This window comes from Sphingomonas psychrolutea (assembly GCF_014636175.1).
GTDB lineage: Bacteria > Pseudomonadota > Alphaproteobacteria > Sphingomonadales > Sphingomonadaceae > Sphingomonas > Sphingomonas psychrolutea.
This window is the reverse complement of sequence record NZ_BMDW01000002.1, coordinates 91,394-106,487: the sequence shown is the minus strand read 5'-3', so window position 1 is coordinate 106,487 and position 15,094 is coordinate 91,394. Positions and strand designations below refer to the sequence as shown.

Annotated in this window: 12 protein-coding genes; 7 read left to right on the top strand and 5 right to left on the bottom strand. The window is 61.8% G+C overall.

The window, feature by feature from the left end; all coding sequences use genetic code 11:
* Positions 1 to 21 precede the first annotated feature (21 nt).
* The 3 genes from IEV62_RS01995 to IEV62_RS01985 all read right to left on the bottom strand — a co-directional run bounded on the left by IEV62_RS01995 (position 22) and on the right by IEV62_RS01985 (position 4,468).
* Positions 22 to 1,251, bottom strand: coding sequence for an amidohydrolase family protein (locus IEV62_RS01995; protein WP_188445104.1), 1,230 nt, complete (start codon positions 1,249 to 1,251; stop codon positions 22 to 24).
* A gap of 17 nt (positions 1,252 to 1,268) precedes the next feature.
* Positions 1,269 to 3,005 carry an N-acyl-D-amino-acid deacylase family protein gene (locus tag IEV62_RS01990; protein WP_188445103.1) on the bottom strand — a complete coding sequence of 579 codons (1,737 nt, stop codon included), beginning with the start codon at positions 3,003 to 3,005 and terminating at the stop codon, positions 1,269 to 1,271.
* 77 nt (positions 3,006 to 3,082) lie between these two features.
* Positions 3,083 to 4,468 (bottom strand): aromatic ring-hydroxylating oxygenase subunit alpha, encoded by a 1,386-nt coding sequence (locus IEV62_RS01985; RefSeq protein ID WP_188445102.1) that lies wholly within the window; start codon positions 4,466 to 4,468, stop codon positions 3,083 to 3,085.
* A gap of 316 nt (positions 4,469 to 4,784) precedes the next feature.
* Between IEV62_RS01985 and IEV62_RS01980 the strand changes: the two genes are divergently transcribed.
* The 4 genes from IEV62_RS01980 to IEV62_RS01965 are packed head-to-tail and all read left to right on the top strand — an operon-like array spanning position 4,785 to position 9,971.
* Positions 4,785 to 6,950 (top strand): TonB-dependent receptor, encoded by a 2,166-nt coding sequence (locus tag IEV62_RS01980; RefSeq protein WP_188445101.1) that lies wholly within the window; start codon positions 4,785 to 4,787, stop codon positions 6,948 to 6,950.
* Positions 6,951 to 6,986: 36 nt separating this feature from the next.
* A complete protein-coding gene (locus IEV62_RS01975) occupies positions 6,987 to 7,748 on the top strand; it encodes an SDR family NAD(P)-dependent oxidoreductase (RefSeq protein WP_188445100.1) in 762 nt (253 codons plus the stop codon).
* The gene (locus IEV62_RS01970; protein ID WP_188445099.1) at positions 7,745 to 8,917 is read left to right on the top strand and encodes an acyl-CoA dehydrogenase family protein; all 1,173 of its coding nucleotides are present in this window, start codon (positions 7,745 to 7,747) and stop codon (positions 8,915 to 8,917) included. Before IEV62_RS01975 ends, IEV62_RS01970 begins: the two co-directional genes overlap by 4 nt.
* Positions 8,907 to 9,971, top strand: coding sequence for a phosphotransferase (locus IEV62_RS01965; RefSeq protein ID WP_188445098.1), 1,065 nt, complete (start codon positions 8,907 to 8,909; stop codon positions 9,969 to 9,971). Before IEV62_RS01970 ends, IEV62_RS01965 begins: the two co-directional genes overlap by 11 nt.
* A gap of 3 nt (positions 9,972 to 9,974) precedes the next feature.
* Here IEV62_RS01965 and IEV62_RS01960 read toward each other — a convergent pair whose 3' ends face one another.
* Both IEV62_RS01960 and IEV62_RS01955 read right to left on the bottom strand, forming a co-directional pair.
* Positions 9,975 to 10,310: a hypothetical protein gene (locus tag IEV62_RS01960; RefSeq protein ID WP_188445097.1), complete on the bottom strand. Its 336-nt coding sequence runs from the start codon at positions 10,308 to 10,310 to the stop codon at positions 9,975 to 9,977.
* A 2-nt stretch (positions 10,311 to 10,312) separates the two neighbouring features.
* A complete protein-coding gene (locus IEV62_RS01955) occupies positions 10,313 to 11,563 on the bottom strand; it encodes an MFS transporter (protein WP_188445096.1) in 1,251 nt (416 codons plus the stop codon).
* 165 nt (positions 11,564 to 11,728) lie between these two features.
* Here IEV62_RS01955 and IEV62_RS01950 point away from each other — a divergent pair, with 165 nt between their 5' ends.
* The 3 genes from IEV62_RS01950 (at position 11,729) to IEV62_RS01940 (ending at position 15,093) form a co-directional block, all read left to right on the top strand.
* Positions 11,729 to 13,459, top strand: coding sequence for a class I adenylate-forming enzyme family protein (locus IEV62_RS01950; RefSeq protein WP_188445095.1), 1,731 nt, complete (start codon positions 11,729 to 11,731; stop codon positions 13,457 to 13,459).
* Between the two features lie 69 nt (positions 13,460 to 13,528).
* The gene (locus IEV62_RS01945) at positions 13,529 to 13,954 is read left to right on the top strand and encodes a Zn-ribbon domain-containing OB-fold protein (RefSeq protein ID WP_229732783.1); all 426 of its coding nucleotides are present in this window, start codon (positions 13,529 to 13,531) and stop codon (positions 13,952 to 13,954) included.
* Complete coding sequence (locus IEV62_RS01940; RefSeq protein WP_188445093.1) at positions 13,951 to 15,093, top strand: thiolase family protein; 1,143 nt, start codon at positions 13,951 to 13,953, stop codon at positions 15,091 to 15,093. Before IEV62_RS01945 ends, IEV62_RS01940 begins: the two co-directional genes overlap by 4 nt.
* Position 15,094 lies beyond the last annotated feature (1 nt).

Below are 15,094 nucleotides of genomic sequence, written 5' to 3'. Positions count from 1 at the left end.
GATGGCGGATTAAGTGCCCGATCAGGGCGAGGTCAGTTCGCGGGCATTCTCAAGCATGATCTTGCGCTTGTCGGCTTCGGAAAAGCCGGTCAGATTGTCGAAGAAATCGCGCGGATCGCCGACGCCTTCGGCATGGGGCCAGTCCGACCCGAACAGGATGCGTTCGACTGGCAGGTGTTTGGCGAGATCGGCGACGTCGTCTTCGACGAACGGGGCAACCCAGCAATTGCGGTGGAACTGATCGACGGGGTGCTGCGCGAACATGCCGGGATGCTGGACATGCGCGACGGACAGGTCGTGAAGGAGCGATGCGACCCAGGTGCCGCCGTTTTCGATAAAGGCGAATTTCAGGCGGGGGAAGCGGACGAACAGGCCGTGCGCGACCAGAACAGCCGCAAAATCGCGCACCAGCCGGTGCTTCTGGAGCATATTGACCAGCTGCGATTGGAAATCGGACGACGTGCCAACGCCGACAGACATTGTCGCGCTCTTGCCGTCTAGGTCGAGGTTCCAAACCTTGCTGACGGCGGTATCGACCGAGCCATAGCCATCGTCGAACCCGGCATGGACCGTGGCGGTAATCCCGGCCTCTTCGACCCGCGCCCAGAACGGGTCGAAGACCGGATCTGCGGGCGACCGCATGCCCCCCGCCGTGAACACCGGTCCGTTGCGGATCGTGATGATCCGCGCGCCGCGCGCGATCGCCCATTCAAGCTCGCGGATCGCACCGTCGAGGTCGGACAGCGACAGCAGCGGCGCGGCGAAGATGCGGTCCTGATAGGCAAAGCCCCAATCCTCTTCGATCCAGCGGTTGAACGCGCCGAGGATGTGAAGCGATGCCTCAATGTCAGGCTGCATCGGCCCTTCGATACAGACGCCGTGCGACGGAAACAGCCAACACGCCTCGATGCCCTGCGCATCCATGCATGTCAGGCGGGCGTCGCGGTTATACCATTCGGGATGTTCGGCTGGCTGTTCGGACCACAGCGAATGCTGATGCGGGTCGCTGGCTGCTTTGCCGGCGAAGTAATCGAACAGCGATCCTGGAACCGGGCGACCGTGCAGATCGCCGGGGCCGGGCAAAATCGGATGGACTTTATCGCCGATATAATAGCGAACGACGCCATCTTTCTCGACCAGCCTCAGCCCGCGATCGTTGAATTTGGGGTCGCGATACCGGGTGAAGGCATCGTGCGCTTCCCAATAATGATTGTCGGTATCGAATATAGTGCCGAATTCGCTGTTTCGCATCGCATCGGTCCCTAAGTTCAGGCCACGCCGTGGCGAAGCAGTTTGCCCGGCGTCGCCTGTGTGCATTCACCGTCGATGAACGTGATTTCGCCGTTGACGATGATAAAGTTATAGCCCGTCGCTTTCTGGATCAGCCGCCACTCGCCGGCCGGATAGTCCCACGCGCGTTCAGCGGGGAGGCTATCGAGATTCTCATAGTCATAGACGAGGATATCGGCGGGCATGCCTACGGCCAGCGACCCGCGCCCGCTCAAACCGGCGGCCTGCGCGGGCATCGCCGACAGCCGCCAGTGCGCATCTTCGAGCGACATGATGTTGTGCTCGCGCACCCAGTAGCTGATCAGCTCGGTCGGGAAACGGCCGGTGGTCACGAACTTGGTGTGCGCGCCGCCGTCGCTGACACCCGGCAGCGAGACGGTGCCGTTGGCGATTTCCTTCATTGCCGCAGGCGGCGTGATAATCAATTTGGTTTCGAACCCGCTCTTCAACTCGCCATAGAGCGCAATGTCGAGCAGCACATCGAGCGGGTGCTTGTCCTCGCGCGCGGCAATTTCGCCGATCGTAAAGCCTTCATACTTGTCCTGGAGGGCAAGCCCATCGGGCACATCGAGCGGAATCCAGCCGACCTTGATCTCGTCGACGACATAGCCGGCACCGAACAGTCCGCCGCGTTCCTCATGAATCGCCTTCAACGCGGCGCGGCGCGCGGGGTCGTTGAATTTCGCGGTCTTCTCCGCGATTGTCCCCATGCAGAGGTCTTTCCACGCCGGGATCGCGTCGGCGAGATTGTAATCTTCGAACGTGAATTGCGAGGCGAAATTGGTGGTCAGCGCCTGCGCGAACACACGTAATCCGTCGCGCTCGTTGAGCTGTTTCAGCCGCTCGAGCGCAACACCAGGCAGAATTTTCAAGCCCCCATGCTGATTGAGTGCGCCAACCGCGATCAACGCGTTCCAGATGACCGGACGCCCGCTTTCGCGCGCCATGATTTCGGCGAGGTCCATGTCTCCCGTGATCTGCGACACGCCTCGTCCGAGCTTCCCCATCGTCCGGCAGAACGCCGTCAGGTCGCGCTCGCTCATCAGGTCGGTGACCATCGGCGTGCCGTCATGGTCGAGCTGTACGTTGCCTTCGACGCCAAGGATCTGCGCGCTGATACCGCAGCCGCCCGCTTCCATGCCTTCGGTCAACAGGTCGCACATCTGCTGCAACTCTTCCTCGGTTGCTTGCCGGCGCTTGGCTTCATCGGTGCCGACGACATAGCCATAGAGCGGCGCGAGCGGCACGAAGGACATCACATTGATGCCCTTTGGGGTGCGTTCGACGCTATCGAGATATTCCTTGAAGCTCACCCAGTCCCACGGCATCCCCTGGCGCATCGTCTCCAGCGGCACTGCCTCGTTGCGGACCAGCGACAGCATCGTCCGCTCGCGGTCTTCGGGCTTGCACGGCGCAAAGCCAAATCCGCAATTGCCGATCACCACGCTGGTCACGCCATGCCAGCCGGAGATGGTGCACCATGGGTCCCAGAAGATCTGGCTGTCATAATGGGTGTGAAGATCGACTGCGCCGGGGGCCACCATCTTGCCCGCGGCGTCGATAACGCGCTTCGCGCCGGTGACCGGGATGTTCCCCCCAATCTCTACAATCTTGCCGCCCGCAATTCCGATGTCGGCACGATAGCGCGGGGTTCGCAGGCCGTCGATGACCGTGCCGCCTTTGATCACGAGATCGTAAGTGCGTTCTCTGATCATGCTGCTCTCCGAGTCGGCGGGATAGCCCCGCTCTTCGGAAAGAATGTATCACGCAATGTGCATTGCACAAAGCGCCATCATAATCCGATATCTGCAATCGGCGCTTCGAACCCGCTGTTGACGACATGCGCGGCCTTGGCGAGCAACTGCGGATCGCGTCCGGCGAGATAGCCGTCGATCAGCCGCTGGTAATTGCTGATCAACCCCTCGTGCGAATGAGACAGGCGCATGTGCGTAAAGCCGCCTGCGTGCAGGCCCAACTGCTGCAGCGGCAGGTTATAGTAATCCTGGCGCGGGATTTCGGGAAATTGATCGCTGTTATAGGGCAGTACGGTCGGCGCGCGCGGCGTGTCATAATCTTCGCCCTCTGGGCGCAACGCGAGCGACCAGATTTCGAATAGACAGGTTTCCGGCGTCAGCGGCCGGATGCGGTAGGACGACATGGCGCTGATCATCGGCAGCAGGAAGAAGTGCGGGAACATATATTCCACCGCGTGGAAGGGCTGTTCTTGCATGACTTTGTTGACGTCGAACATCGGTACGCCGCGGGCAAAACCGTCCGCGGTTACGGCTTCATTCGCTTTGCCGTAAAACATCATCGTCGCCTGAACAGGATCATCAGGCACTTCCATGTCGTGTAGTTTCTCGATCACCGCGACTTCGCTCTCGTGGACCATCCCTGCCATGCCCGAGCTCAGCCGCGCCATAAATTCGATGTTGAGTTTGACGGTATCTTTGGCGCTGATGCCCTTGTTCGGGGTCATGCCTTCAGCATCATTGCCATATGGATTGCCCAGCGCCGACAGCGTATTGAGCTGCGGGTGAGTCTTCATTGTATGATAGCCTTCCTGAAAGGCCTCCATCGCCAGCTTCCAGTTGGTCGGCAGCACGGTGGCGTACCACCAGTCCATCTTCAGCTTGTCGACGTTGCGCGCGTTGAGCCTGTCGACGACCGGACCGAGGCTGTCGAGCAGCGACGGTGCGTTGTCGTCGAAATTGATGAACGCGCAGCCCGCCCAGAATTCGACGCGGCACGGGGCAAGATCGATCTCGGCGTGTTCGAGCAGCGCGGCGTTAAACACCTGCTTGCCGAACACGAACGTGTTGACGCCGTCCATATTGTAACGCCAGCCGTGAAACGGACAGATGAAGCCGGTTGTCTTGCAATTGCCCGGCCCAGTCGCGAGCCGCACACCGCGGTGGCGGCAGGCGTTGTGCAGCGCCTTCACCCCGGTCTTGGTGCGAACGATGATGACCGACTTTTCGAGGATGGAGTATTCGACATAGTCGCCGACCTCGGGAATTTCCTCAAGCCGGCACGCCATCTGCCAGACATGCGGCCAGAGCTTTTCCTTCTCGAGCTGGAAGAACGCTTCGTCATAGTAGCGCTCGACCGGGATCATCTCCGGGTCGGTTACTGCAAAGGGGACAGGCTCACGGTCGGTTGCCACGGTCGACGCCATAATCACCACTCCAATTATCATCCGCGATCGGCGGTAGGTTCACGACCTTTTATCGCTTCGATCAATGCATTGCCAGTCGTGAATTGCTAACCAGCGTGGTTTGCGTTGGTACCCCCGGTATTGCGCTATAAAACCACGACTTTCCTGGCGGACTTATGCGCTAACAGATTACATCTGATATGCCTTTACTGCGCCTAATTTAACGCAACTGCATCGTTGCATTGTATTCAATCAGGGCATAAGTCCGGGCAAAATAGGGCCAGGAGGGAATGCCATGAAATCGACGACGATCCCGAGTCGAAAATCCGCATTGGTCATGATCACGGCTCTGACGCTGGGCATTCCGGGTGTCGCCGTAGCGCAGGCCGACGAGCCGGCATCTCCCGACATCATCGTAACCGCGCAGCGTCGAAGCGAAAACCTGACCGACGTGCCGATGTCGATCGTCGCGCTTTCATCTCAGTCGCTGGCCCAGGCAGGCGTTACCAGTACGTCCGAACTCGCCAAAGTTGCGCCCGGCGTCACAATGACGTTTTTTGGCTCGTTCCTCCAGCCGTCGATCCGCGGCATCACCTCGACCGGTGCCAATCTCGGCGAAAATTCAAACGTCGCGATGTACATTGACGGCGTCTACCAGCCGCAGCAGATCGCGACGCTGATCGACCTGCCTGATGTCCAGCAGATCGAAATACTCAAAGGGCCGCAAGGGGCACTCTACGGCCAAAATGCGACTGGCGGGGCGATCCTTGTGTCCAGCATGGCACCGAGCTTCGACCTGACCGGTAAGCTGAGCGCGAGCTATGGCAATTTCAACGATGTGCAACTGCGCGGCTATGTATCCGGACCGCTCAGCCAAACAGTGGCAGCGAGCCTTTCGGGGTCATTCCAGCGACGGGACGGGTTTCGTCGCCATGTTGTGACCGGCGCGCGCGACAAAGGCCTTGATGCCCAGGTTGTGCGGGGCAAGATCCTGTTCGAGCCGGCCCACGGTCAGCGCATCACGGTCTCGGGCTATTATTCCGAGCGCTCCGATTCCGCGATGTATGCCGGGTTTGCGATCGCCAACAATTCGATCGGCTATGGTGCCGACCTTTCCGCGCTCGGCGTTCCGTTGCCGGTGCCAACATCGCCGCGTGTGACCAATCCAGGCCAGTTCTCTACCTCGCCCGACGTATTCACAGCGATCCAGTCCTATGGCGGTAACATCCGCGGCGAATTCGACCTCGGGGCGGGGACGCTTACCTCCACGACGAGCTATTTCCACAACGCGATCAATTACATTGCCGATGTCGACGGGACAGCGGTAAATATCGGTGAGTCGCGCGCTTCGCCGCTGACGGGAAAGTTCGTGGTCCACGATACCAATTTCGTATCTAAGGCTTTGGGTCCTATTCAGTTTCTGGCCGGAGTCTTTTACCTCGACGGCAATGAAACCTTCGGCGAAAATATCTTCGACTTGCAGTTCCCGAATGTACCACCGGCGGCGAAAATGTCGCTGTTCGTCAGCAACCAGTATGCCCGCGTCGAAAAGAAGATCATCGCTGGCTATGGCGAGATAACGCTGAAGCCGATCGATCAGCTTACGTTGACGGCAGGTGGGCGCTACACCCGTGAGCAGCAGCGGACCTTCTCCAACCTGTTGAACGGCGTCCCCCAGGCGAGCAACGTGGGATATCCGCGCGACCCAGTGACGTTCAGCAAGTTCACGCCGCGCGTAACTGCACGCTATGCGCTCACGCCCGACGCCAATGTTTATGCGAGCTGGAGTCAGGGCTTCAAAAGCGGCGTGGTCAACACCACCGACTTCACGCTCGACCCCGTGAAGCCCGAAACGATCACGGCCTATGAAATCGGTGCCAAGGGCAAGGTTGCCGACGGGCTTCGCGTCAATGTTGCGGCCTTCTTTTACGATTACACCAACCTGCAGGCCGTCGTGTTTGTCCCCGGTCGGGCCTATATCACCCAGAATGCGGCGTCGGCGCGGGTCAAGGGGATCGATGTCGACTTGAGATGGCAGGCGACCCCTGCCTTTGCGCTGACCGCAGGTGCGGCGTTCCTCGACGCGAAATATCGGGATTTCCGCAACGCCGCCGCGTTCTTGCCGACGGGTACGGGTAATCTTCAGATAACGACCGATCTGAGCGGCAAGCCGTTGCTCCGCGCGCCCCAATTCAGCGGCAACGTGTCGGCGAATTACAATATGGACATCGCCGCCGGACGTTTGGGTGCCTTTGCCTCGGCCTACCATACGAGCAGCTACGGCATGGAGCCGTCCAACCGGCTTCGCCAGAATGGCTACACGACCTTTGACGCTGAACTGTCGTTCGCGCCCACGGGCATGAACGGCCTGCGCCTCGCCATCTGGGGCAAGAATCTGGGCGACGCGGCCTATCTTGGATCGACGCTCGCTTCTACCCTGGCGGACGTCGGCAGCTATGCGCCGCCACGCACCTTCGGTGTTCGGGCCGAATATGCCTTTTAAAGGGTCGAGCCATCCTATGCCGGTCGGAACGATTTGATGTTGCCTCTTGCAGGACGAACGTGCCTGATCACGGGTGCGTCGTCCGGATTGGGCGCCCATTTCGCCCGGCTCGCATCGCGAAATGGTGCGCGTGTCGTGCTGGCAGCGCGGCGCGTCGAGCGGGTCGCGGCGCTTTCCGAGCAGATCGCGGCGGACGGGGGCATAGCCTTGGGCGTTGCCATGGACGTCACCGACGAAACCTCGGTTGGCTCCGCCTATGATATCGCCGAAGCCGCTTTCGGACCGGTCGATACGATCATCGCCAACGCGGGTATCTCCGCGCCGGGTCGGTCGACTGAGATTCCCGTGGCGGAATTGCGCGCGGTGCTCGACACCAATGTGCTCGGGGTAATGCTGACCGCGCGCGAGGGCGCACGACGCCTGATCGCCGCGGGTGCGCAAGGCAGCGGGTGCGGGCGGATCGTCCTGATCGGCTCGATCACGGCGGACATGACTGGCCAAGGCGAAACGATGTACAGCGCGAGCAAGGCGGCGGTCGCGCATATGGGCCGTAATCTGGCACGGGAATGGGTGCGGCAGGGCATCAACGTAAACGTGATCCAACCGGGTTATATCCGCACCGAACTGTCGGGCGATTGGTTCGATACCGACGGCGGACGCGCCCAGATTGCCGCTTTCCCCAGGCGCAGGTTGCAGCCGATCGGCGCGCTCGACGCCCCGCTGCTCTATCTTTGCGGCGACGAGTCAGCGCATATGACGGGCGCAGTTTTCACCATTGATGATGGACAGAGCCTTTGACGATCAGTGCATGTGCCCTCGAAATTGCCGGCAGGGTCGAAACCTTCGTCCGCGAAACCATCATCCCCTATGAAACCGATACGCGTCGCGACCATCATGGGGCACCGCTGGACGCGCTGGTTTACGAGATGCGTGGGCATGCGCGCGCGGCTGGCGTGTTAACACCGCATATCCTGCCCGACGGCAGCCACCTGACCCAGCGCGAAACGGCGGTGGTGCTCATCAAGTCGGGGTTGTCGCCGCTCGGGCCGCTCGCCTGCAACACCATGGCCCCTGACGAGGGTAACATGTACCTGCTCGGCCATGTCGGCAGCGCCGACCTGAAGGCGCGGTTCCTTGCGCCGATGATCGATGGCAGCGCGCGCTCGGCCTTCTTCATGACCGAACCCGCCGAGGAGGGTGGCGCGGGCTCGGATCCGTCGATGATGAAGACCACCTGCCGCCTCGACGGCAATCACTGGGTGATCGACGGTCGCAAGACCTTCATCACCGGCGCGCAAGGGGCCAAGGTCGGGATCATCATGGCCAAGGCGGAGGAGGGGGCGTGCATGTTCCTGATCGAACTGCCCGATCCGGCGATCCGCATCGACCATGTGCCCAATACCATCGACAGCTCGATGCCCGGCGGCCATGCGACGCTCACCATCGACAATCTGCGCGTGCCCGCTGACCAGATGCTCGGCGTGGCGGGCGAGGGGTTCAAATACGCACAAATTCGCCTCAGTCCGGCACGCCTGTCGCACTGCATGCGCTGGCTCGGCAGTTGCATTCGCGCGCATGAAATCGCGACCGACTATGCCAACCGCCGCACCGCTTTCGGCAAGACGCTGATCGATCATGAGGGCGTCGGCTTCATGCTCGCCGAGAACATGATTGACCTGAAACAGTGCGAATTGATGATCGACTGGTGCGCGGGCGTGCTCGACACCGGGTCGCTCGGCACGGTCGAAAGCTCGATGGCGAAGGTTGCGGTGTCCGAGGCACTGATGCGGATCGCCGACCGTTGCGTGCAGGTGATGGGCGGCACCGGCGTGACCGACAAGACCATCGTCGAACAGGTGTTCCGCGAAGTCCGCGCCTTCCGCATCTATGACGGCCCGACCGAGGTCCATAAATGGAGCCTCGCCAAGAAGATCAAGCGCGACTGGAAAACGAAGCATGGCGGCTGACATATCCGTCAATGAAGGCGTCGGCGCAGTCCGCACGGCGCTCGACGCGCGTGCGCTCGAGCCATGGCTTTCGGCCAATGTCGCTGGCTATGCAGGGCCGCTGACGATCGGGCAGTTCAACGGCGGCCAGTCCAATCCGACCTATCGGCTCACGACACCAACCGCGACCTATGTGCTGCGCCGTAAACCCGCGGGCGACATCCTGAAAGGCGCGCATGACGTGCTACGCGAGGCGCGCGTCCTGGCGGCGCTGGAGACGACCGATGTGCCGGTGCCGCGCATCTTTGCTACGTGTGCGGATGCCGCCGTGCTGGGGTCGGACTTTGTCGTCATGGAAATGGTCGAGGGCCGCATTTTCTGGGATGCGAGTTTTCAGGACGTGCCGCAGGCAGAGCGCGCCGCCTATTTCGACGCCATGAACACTGTGATCGCCGCCATGCACGCGCTTGATCCGGCGGACATCGGGTTGGCGGACTATGGCAAAGCGGGCAATTATTTCGAACGGCAGATCGGCCGCTGGTCCAAACAATATCTGGCGGACGATCTTGCCGGGCGCGATGCGGACATGGACGCGGTGGTCGCGTGGCTGCCGACGGCCATTCCGGCCAGTGATGACACGCGGCTGGTGCACGGCGATTTCCGCTGCGACAACATGATCTTCCACCCCACCGAGCCGCGCATTTTGGCCGTGCTCGATTGGGAGCTTTCGACGCTCGGCCATCCGCTCGCAGATTTTGCTTATCACGCGATGATGTACCACATGCCGCGCGATATCGTGGCGGGGATCGGTGGTGCCGACCCGGTCGCGCTTGGCCTGCCGACCGAGGCCGATTACATTGCCGCTTATTGCCGCCGGACGGGGCGCGCGGACATTGCCAACTGGAATTTCTACATGGCGTTCAGCTTCTTCCGGCTGGCCGCGATTTTCCACGGCATCAAGGGACGGGTGCTGCGCGGCACTGCCTCGTCCGCCACCGCGCGCGAGCGTGCAGAGGCGTTCCCGCGTCTTGCTCGGCTGGCGCGTGCGGCGATGGAACGGTGCGAGGTGCGCTGAGCGTTACCCGACTGCTGCAATCTGCCGACCGACGGCCTGAATCATCCCCGACTTGTCCAACGCATCGCTGAGCGGCATCACGTCGGTGCCCGATACCGCGAGAATAGCATTGATGACCACCTGAGGGTCATCGCCCTCCAATTCGTAGATCGTCATCAGCGTCCACTGCGGCGCGTCGAGATCATAGACTTTCTGCAGGGCGAGCCGGTGCAGTTTGCCGCTGACCACGCCCTCGATCCGGCAGACATCAGCCAGGTGCCGTTCGCTGTACCAGCGGATATAGTCTTCTTCGTGGCCGGGCTTGGACCGCGACAGGATAACATATTGGAAGCGTGCCATGATTAGGGTCCCGCCGGTTCGGTTCGGTCGGCGCCAGGATAGGCACCGAGCAGTAGAAATAATAGTGCTGCGACCCCGCAGATCGGGATCGCCGCCCAGAGGGCGGGAATGTACGAGCCCGTTGCGTCGAAAACGGCATTGAGCAGGACAGGTCCGTTGCTGGCGGCCAGCCCGAGAAATCCGGCGATCGTGCCGAAGAGGAACCCGAAATTTTCAAGCCGGAAGTAACGCGACGTCAAATACGCGATGATGTCGAGCTCGGCTCCGAGCGAAAATCCGATGATCAGCACCGCGGCCGACGCAGCAGCGATCGAGCCAGGGAAATAAATCAGGATAAGCACGCCGATAACCGGCAGCAGTACGCAGAATGCGGCAAGATAGCGGCCGTGAATCCGATCGAGCAGCGCGCCGATTCCAAGCCGCCCGACGATCGCGGAAACGCCGAGCAGCGACGCTATGCCCGCTGCCTGCCCGCGCGTGAGGCCGTTCGAGGAAAGTACTGGGACGAGGCTGGTCCCCAGCGTTACTACAACGGCGGCAATCCCGACGCCGCCCAAGAGTAACTGCACAAAACGGCGCGTCAGCATGCCGCTTTCTCTCAGCGAGCGGCGCGGCGGTGCGGCGGCAGCGGGCGTTGACGACCGTCTGGCACTGTCCTTCGCGCTGGTGAAGAACAGCCAGATGAGCGGCAGGGACAGAGTCGCCCAGAAGGCGGCAATGCCGATCCACGCCATCCGCCAGCCATATAATTCGATCAAATAGTAGGTTAGAGTGGGTGTGATAATCGACGAGATACTACCGCCGCACAGGATCACCGCCAGGGCAAGACCGCGACCCGCAGAGAACAGGCTAGTAATCGCCGCCGTCCAGACCGACGGCTGGATGATCACGATGGCCAGCGACATCGGCACCCATAATGCTCGCCACATCCAGATGTCGGGTCCGGCAACGCTGAACAACGCGGTGGCAAGGCACATAGCCGCGACGGCAAAAATGCCGAGGCGCCGTGGACCGATCCGGTCGACAAGCAAGCCGGTAAACGGGGCAGCGATCACCCCGGTGATCGACGCGATGCTATGGCCAGACATGATCTGTGCGCGGCTCCAGCCGAAATCATGCTGGAGCGGCTGTATGAAAAGACTGCTTGAATAGGAGATGATCGTCGATGCGCCAAAGCCTGCACACGCGGCCAGAACGACCGTCCAGTGCGCGCGCCATTCAGCAGCGGCATTGCCCTCGACCCGTGTCGCCATTGTCATCCTCTGCCTTACTGTTCTTTTGGGGCAGCATATCGTGCCCGCGCCCATCTGTCCTGATGAAATGACCAGCACTTATTGCAATAATGCGATGACAATGCGGGTGTGTCACAGTAACGGTAAGCTAGTCCGTTTGGACGAGCGATGGGGATGGAGTGACGGGTGACGCACGAGGCGAATTCAGCGCGAAACACCCGACCCAATGTCCGCGACCCGCTGGTCCACCGGTTGATCGGGCCCGGCAAGGTCTTTGAACTGGTCGACACACAGGTCGCCAATGGGCGGCTGCGTGTGTTCAAGGGCGCGCCGCGCAATCTGGCGGCGCTGTACCGTCAGGGCATGGCGTTCGGCAGTCGGACGATGATTGTGCAGGACGAGGTTGTGCTGACCTTTGATGAAGTCTTTGCCAAGGCGGCGGCGCTTGCGGATGCCTTGCAGAACCGCTTCGGTGTCACGCGCGGGACCAAAGTCGCCATCGTTGCCGGCAATCGACCCGAATGGATCATCGGCCTGATCGCGGTCACCGCGGCGGGCGGTATCGCCGCGCTGGTCAACAGCCGAGGTGCAGCCGAGGAAATGGTGCGCGCCATTGCGACTGTCGGATGCGAAGTCGCGATCCTCGATGCCGCGCTGGCAAATGCCATTGCCGTCGAAACCCCTAATCCCGGTTTTCGCCGGATTGTCATCGGCGCACCCGATGCCCCTCTGCTGACGGAACGCGACGGCGACTTCGACAGCATCACCGCAGGGCAGGTCGCCTTTTCGCCGCTGGACATGGATCCCGGCGACGGCGCCGTGATCCTGTTTACCTCGGGCACGACCGGGTTTCCGAAGGGTGCGCTGCTCAGCCACGGGGCCATTGCGCATTCGGTGTCGCTGTCGCGCTTCATGGGGACGTTGCAGGACATCCGGTACGAGGAGGAAACCGGCAAGACCCTGTCCGAAGACCGGCGTTCGATGGCGACGCCCACGGTCATTCTTGGGCCGATGTTCCACTTGAGCGGGATGGTGCCGATTTTCCGCTCGGTAAGCGTCGGCACGGCGATCCACATCATGGGCAAATGGAACGTCGATATCGCGTTCGACATGATCGAGCGCGTCGGGATGACGCGACTGTCGTTCGTGCCCGCCATGCTGTGGGACATGCTGCGAAGTCCGCGCGCGACGCCCGAGATGCTCGGTAAGGTCTGCTATATGGCGAATGGCGCGGCGGCGCTGAACCCGGCGCTCCTTGCCGAAATTCGGAAGCGCATGCCCGATTGCCTGATGTCGAACACCTACGGCCAGACCGAGACGACAGCGTGGACCTGTACGATCAGCGGGCGTGCCTATCTCGACAATCCGGCGTCGTGCGGCTGGGCCTGCCCGACGATCGACGTGCAGGTCCGCCGCGACGACGGCCGCGCCGCCGACATCGGCGAGCCGGGCGAACTTTGGGTGCACAGCGCCGGGCTGATGACCGAATATGTCGGTGATCCGGCGGCAACGGCCGAGGCGATGCACGACGGGTGGCTGGCATCGGGCGATGTCGGCATCGAGGATGCGAACGGCATCTTTACCATCGTCGATCGCAAGAAGAACATGGTGATCTCTGGCGGCGAGAATATCTATTGCGCCGAAGTGGAGCGTGTCTTGTCGGATCATCCGCAGCTCCGCGATGCCATCGCTTATGGCATCCCCGACGAACGGCTGGGCGAGCGGCTGGTCGCGACCGTAGTTGCCGAGGCCGATGCCAAGGTCAGCGAGGAAGACCTGAAGGCATATTGTCGCGGGCGACTGGCGCTTTACAAGGTGCCACGCAACATCGCCGTGTCGCGCGAGCCGCTGCCGCGCACCGCGTCCGGCAAGGTCGATCGCGGCACCTTTTTGAAGGCGCAGAAAGCCAAGTTATGACTCGCCTTTGATAATGCATTGCCATATGTGCAATACGTCGCTGTGCGGCAGGAGAAAGCGGCTTTGACGATGCAAAATACGACGCTGGCGAAGCCGGGCACCAAGGTGGTTCGGGTCGGACCGGACGGGGCTGCCTGGATCGAGGGGTATCGCTGCGATGAATGCGGTGCCGTCGTGACGGTCGCCACCATGGCCTGCCGGAACTGTGCCTCGCGTACCCCGCCCGCGCCGTTTCGCGCGACGGACCACGGTACGCTGTATTCCTGGTCGGTCGTCCATCGCAGCTATCCTGGGATCGCGGTGCCGTTCGTCTCGGCAATCGTCGATCTCCACGACGGATTGTCGCTAAAGGGGACGCTTCGGAACGTCGATGCCACCACGCTGCGGCTCGGTATGCCCGTTGTCCTTGTCTTCGACGATGCGGGCGGCGCCCACGACCAGAACGGTGCGCCCTATGTCGGCTATCATTTCGTGCCCGAAGGAGTCTCTGAATGACCGATGTTTTCGTCGTCGGCGCCGGGATGATCAAATTCGGGCGCTATCCCGACCGCACGTATTTTCAGCTCGGGGCCGAGGCCGCGCTCATGGCGCTCGACGATGCGGGTGTGAGCATAAAGGACGTAGGGGCGGTCTACGCCTCGTCCACCTTCAACGCCGCCTCGATGCTCGGTCAGAAAATCCTGCAACAGATCGGCCAGACCGGCGTGCCGTGCATCAACGTCTCGAACGCGTGCGCGTCGGGCGCGAGCGCGGTGCGCGAGGCGTTTACCGGCATCAAGAGCGGCCTTTATGACATCGTTCTCGTCGTCGGTGCCGAGAAGAACCCAAGCGGCATGCTCGGCGGGTCGCCGGTCGCTGGACCGCCGCCGGAGGGGTTGTTCGGATCGGTCACGATGCCCGCGCTGTTCGCTGAGGCGGGGATGGTCCACGCCAATGCTTACGGGACGACGCTCGAGCAATTCGCGCAGGTCGCGGTCAAAAACCACCATCACGCGACGATGAACCCGAAGGCTGCCTATCAAAAGGAGACGCCGCTCGATATGGTGCTGGCCAGCGAGATGATCGCGTATCCGCTGACCAAGCTGATGTGTTCGGCCAATGTCGACGGCGCGGCGGCGCTGGTGCTGGTGTCGGACAAGAAAGCGCGCGAACTCGGTATGGCCCGCGCCGTCCGCATCCGCGGCTCGGCAATGGCATCGGACGTGTTCGAGCCGCGCAGCCCCGAGATACTCGAGCCCAATTCGGTCACGCGGCTGGCGGCGGCGCGCGCCTATGAGATGGCGGGCGTCGGTCCCGAAGACCTCGACCTTGTCGAACTGCACGATTGCTTCGCGACGGCTGAAATCCTGCATTACGAAAATCTCGGGCTGTGCGCCGATGGCGAGGGCGGGCGCATGGTCTCCTCGGGCGTGACCGCGCTCGGCGGGCGCATCCCCGTCAATGTCTCGGGCGGTTTGCTGTCGAAAGGTCACCCCATCGGCGCGACGGGCGTCGCCAACATGGTGGAAATCGTCGAGCAGTTGCGCGGTGAGGTCGGCGCGCGGCAAGTGAGCGGCGCGCGCATCGGAATGACGCATGTCCTCGGCTTTGGCGGCTCGTCGGCCGCCGGCGTCCACATTTTCGAGAAGGCGTGAC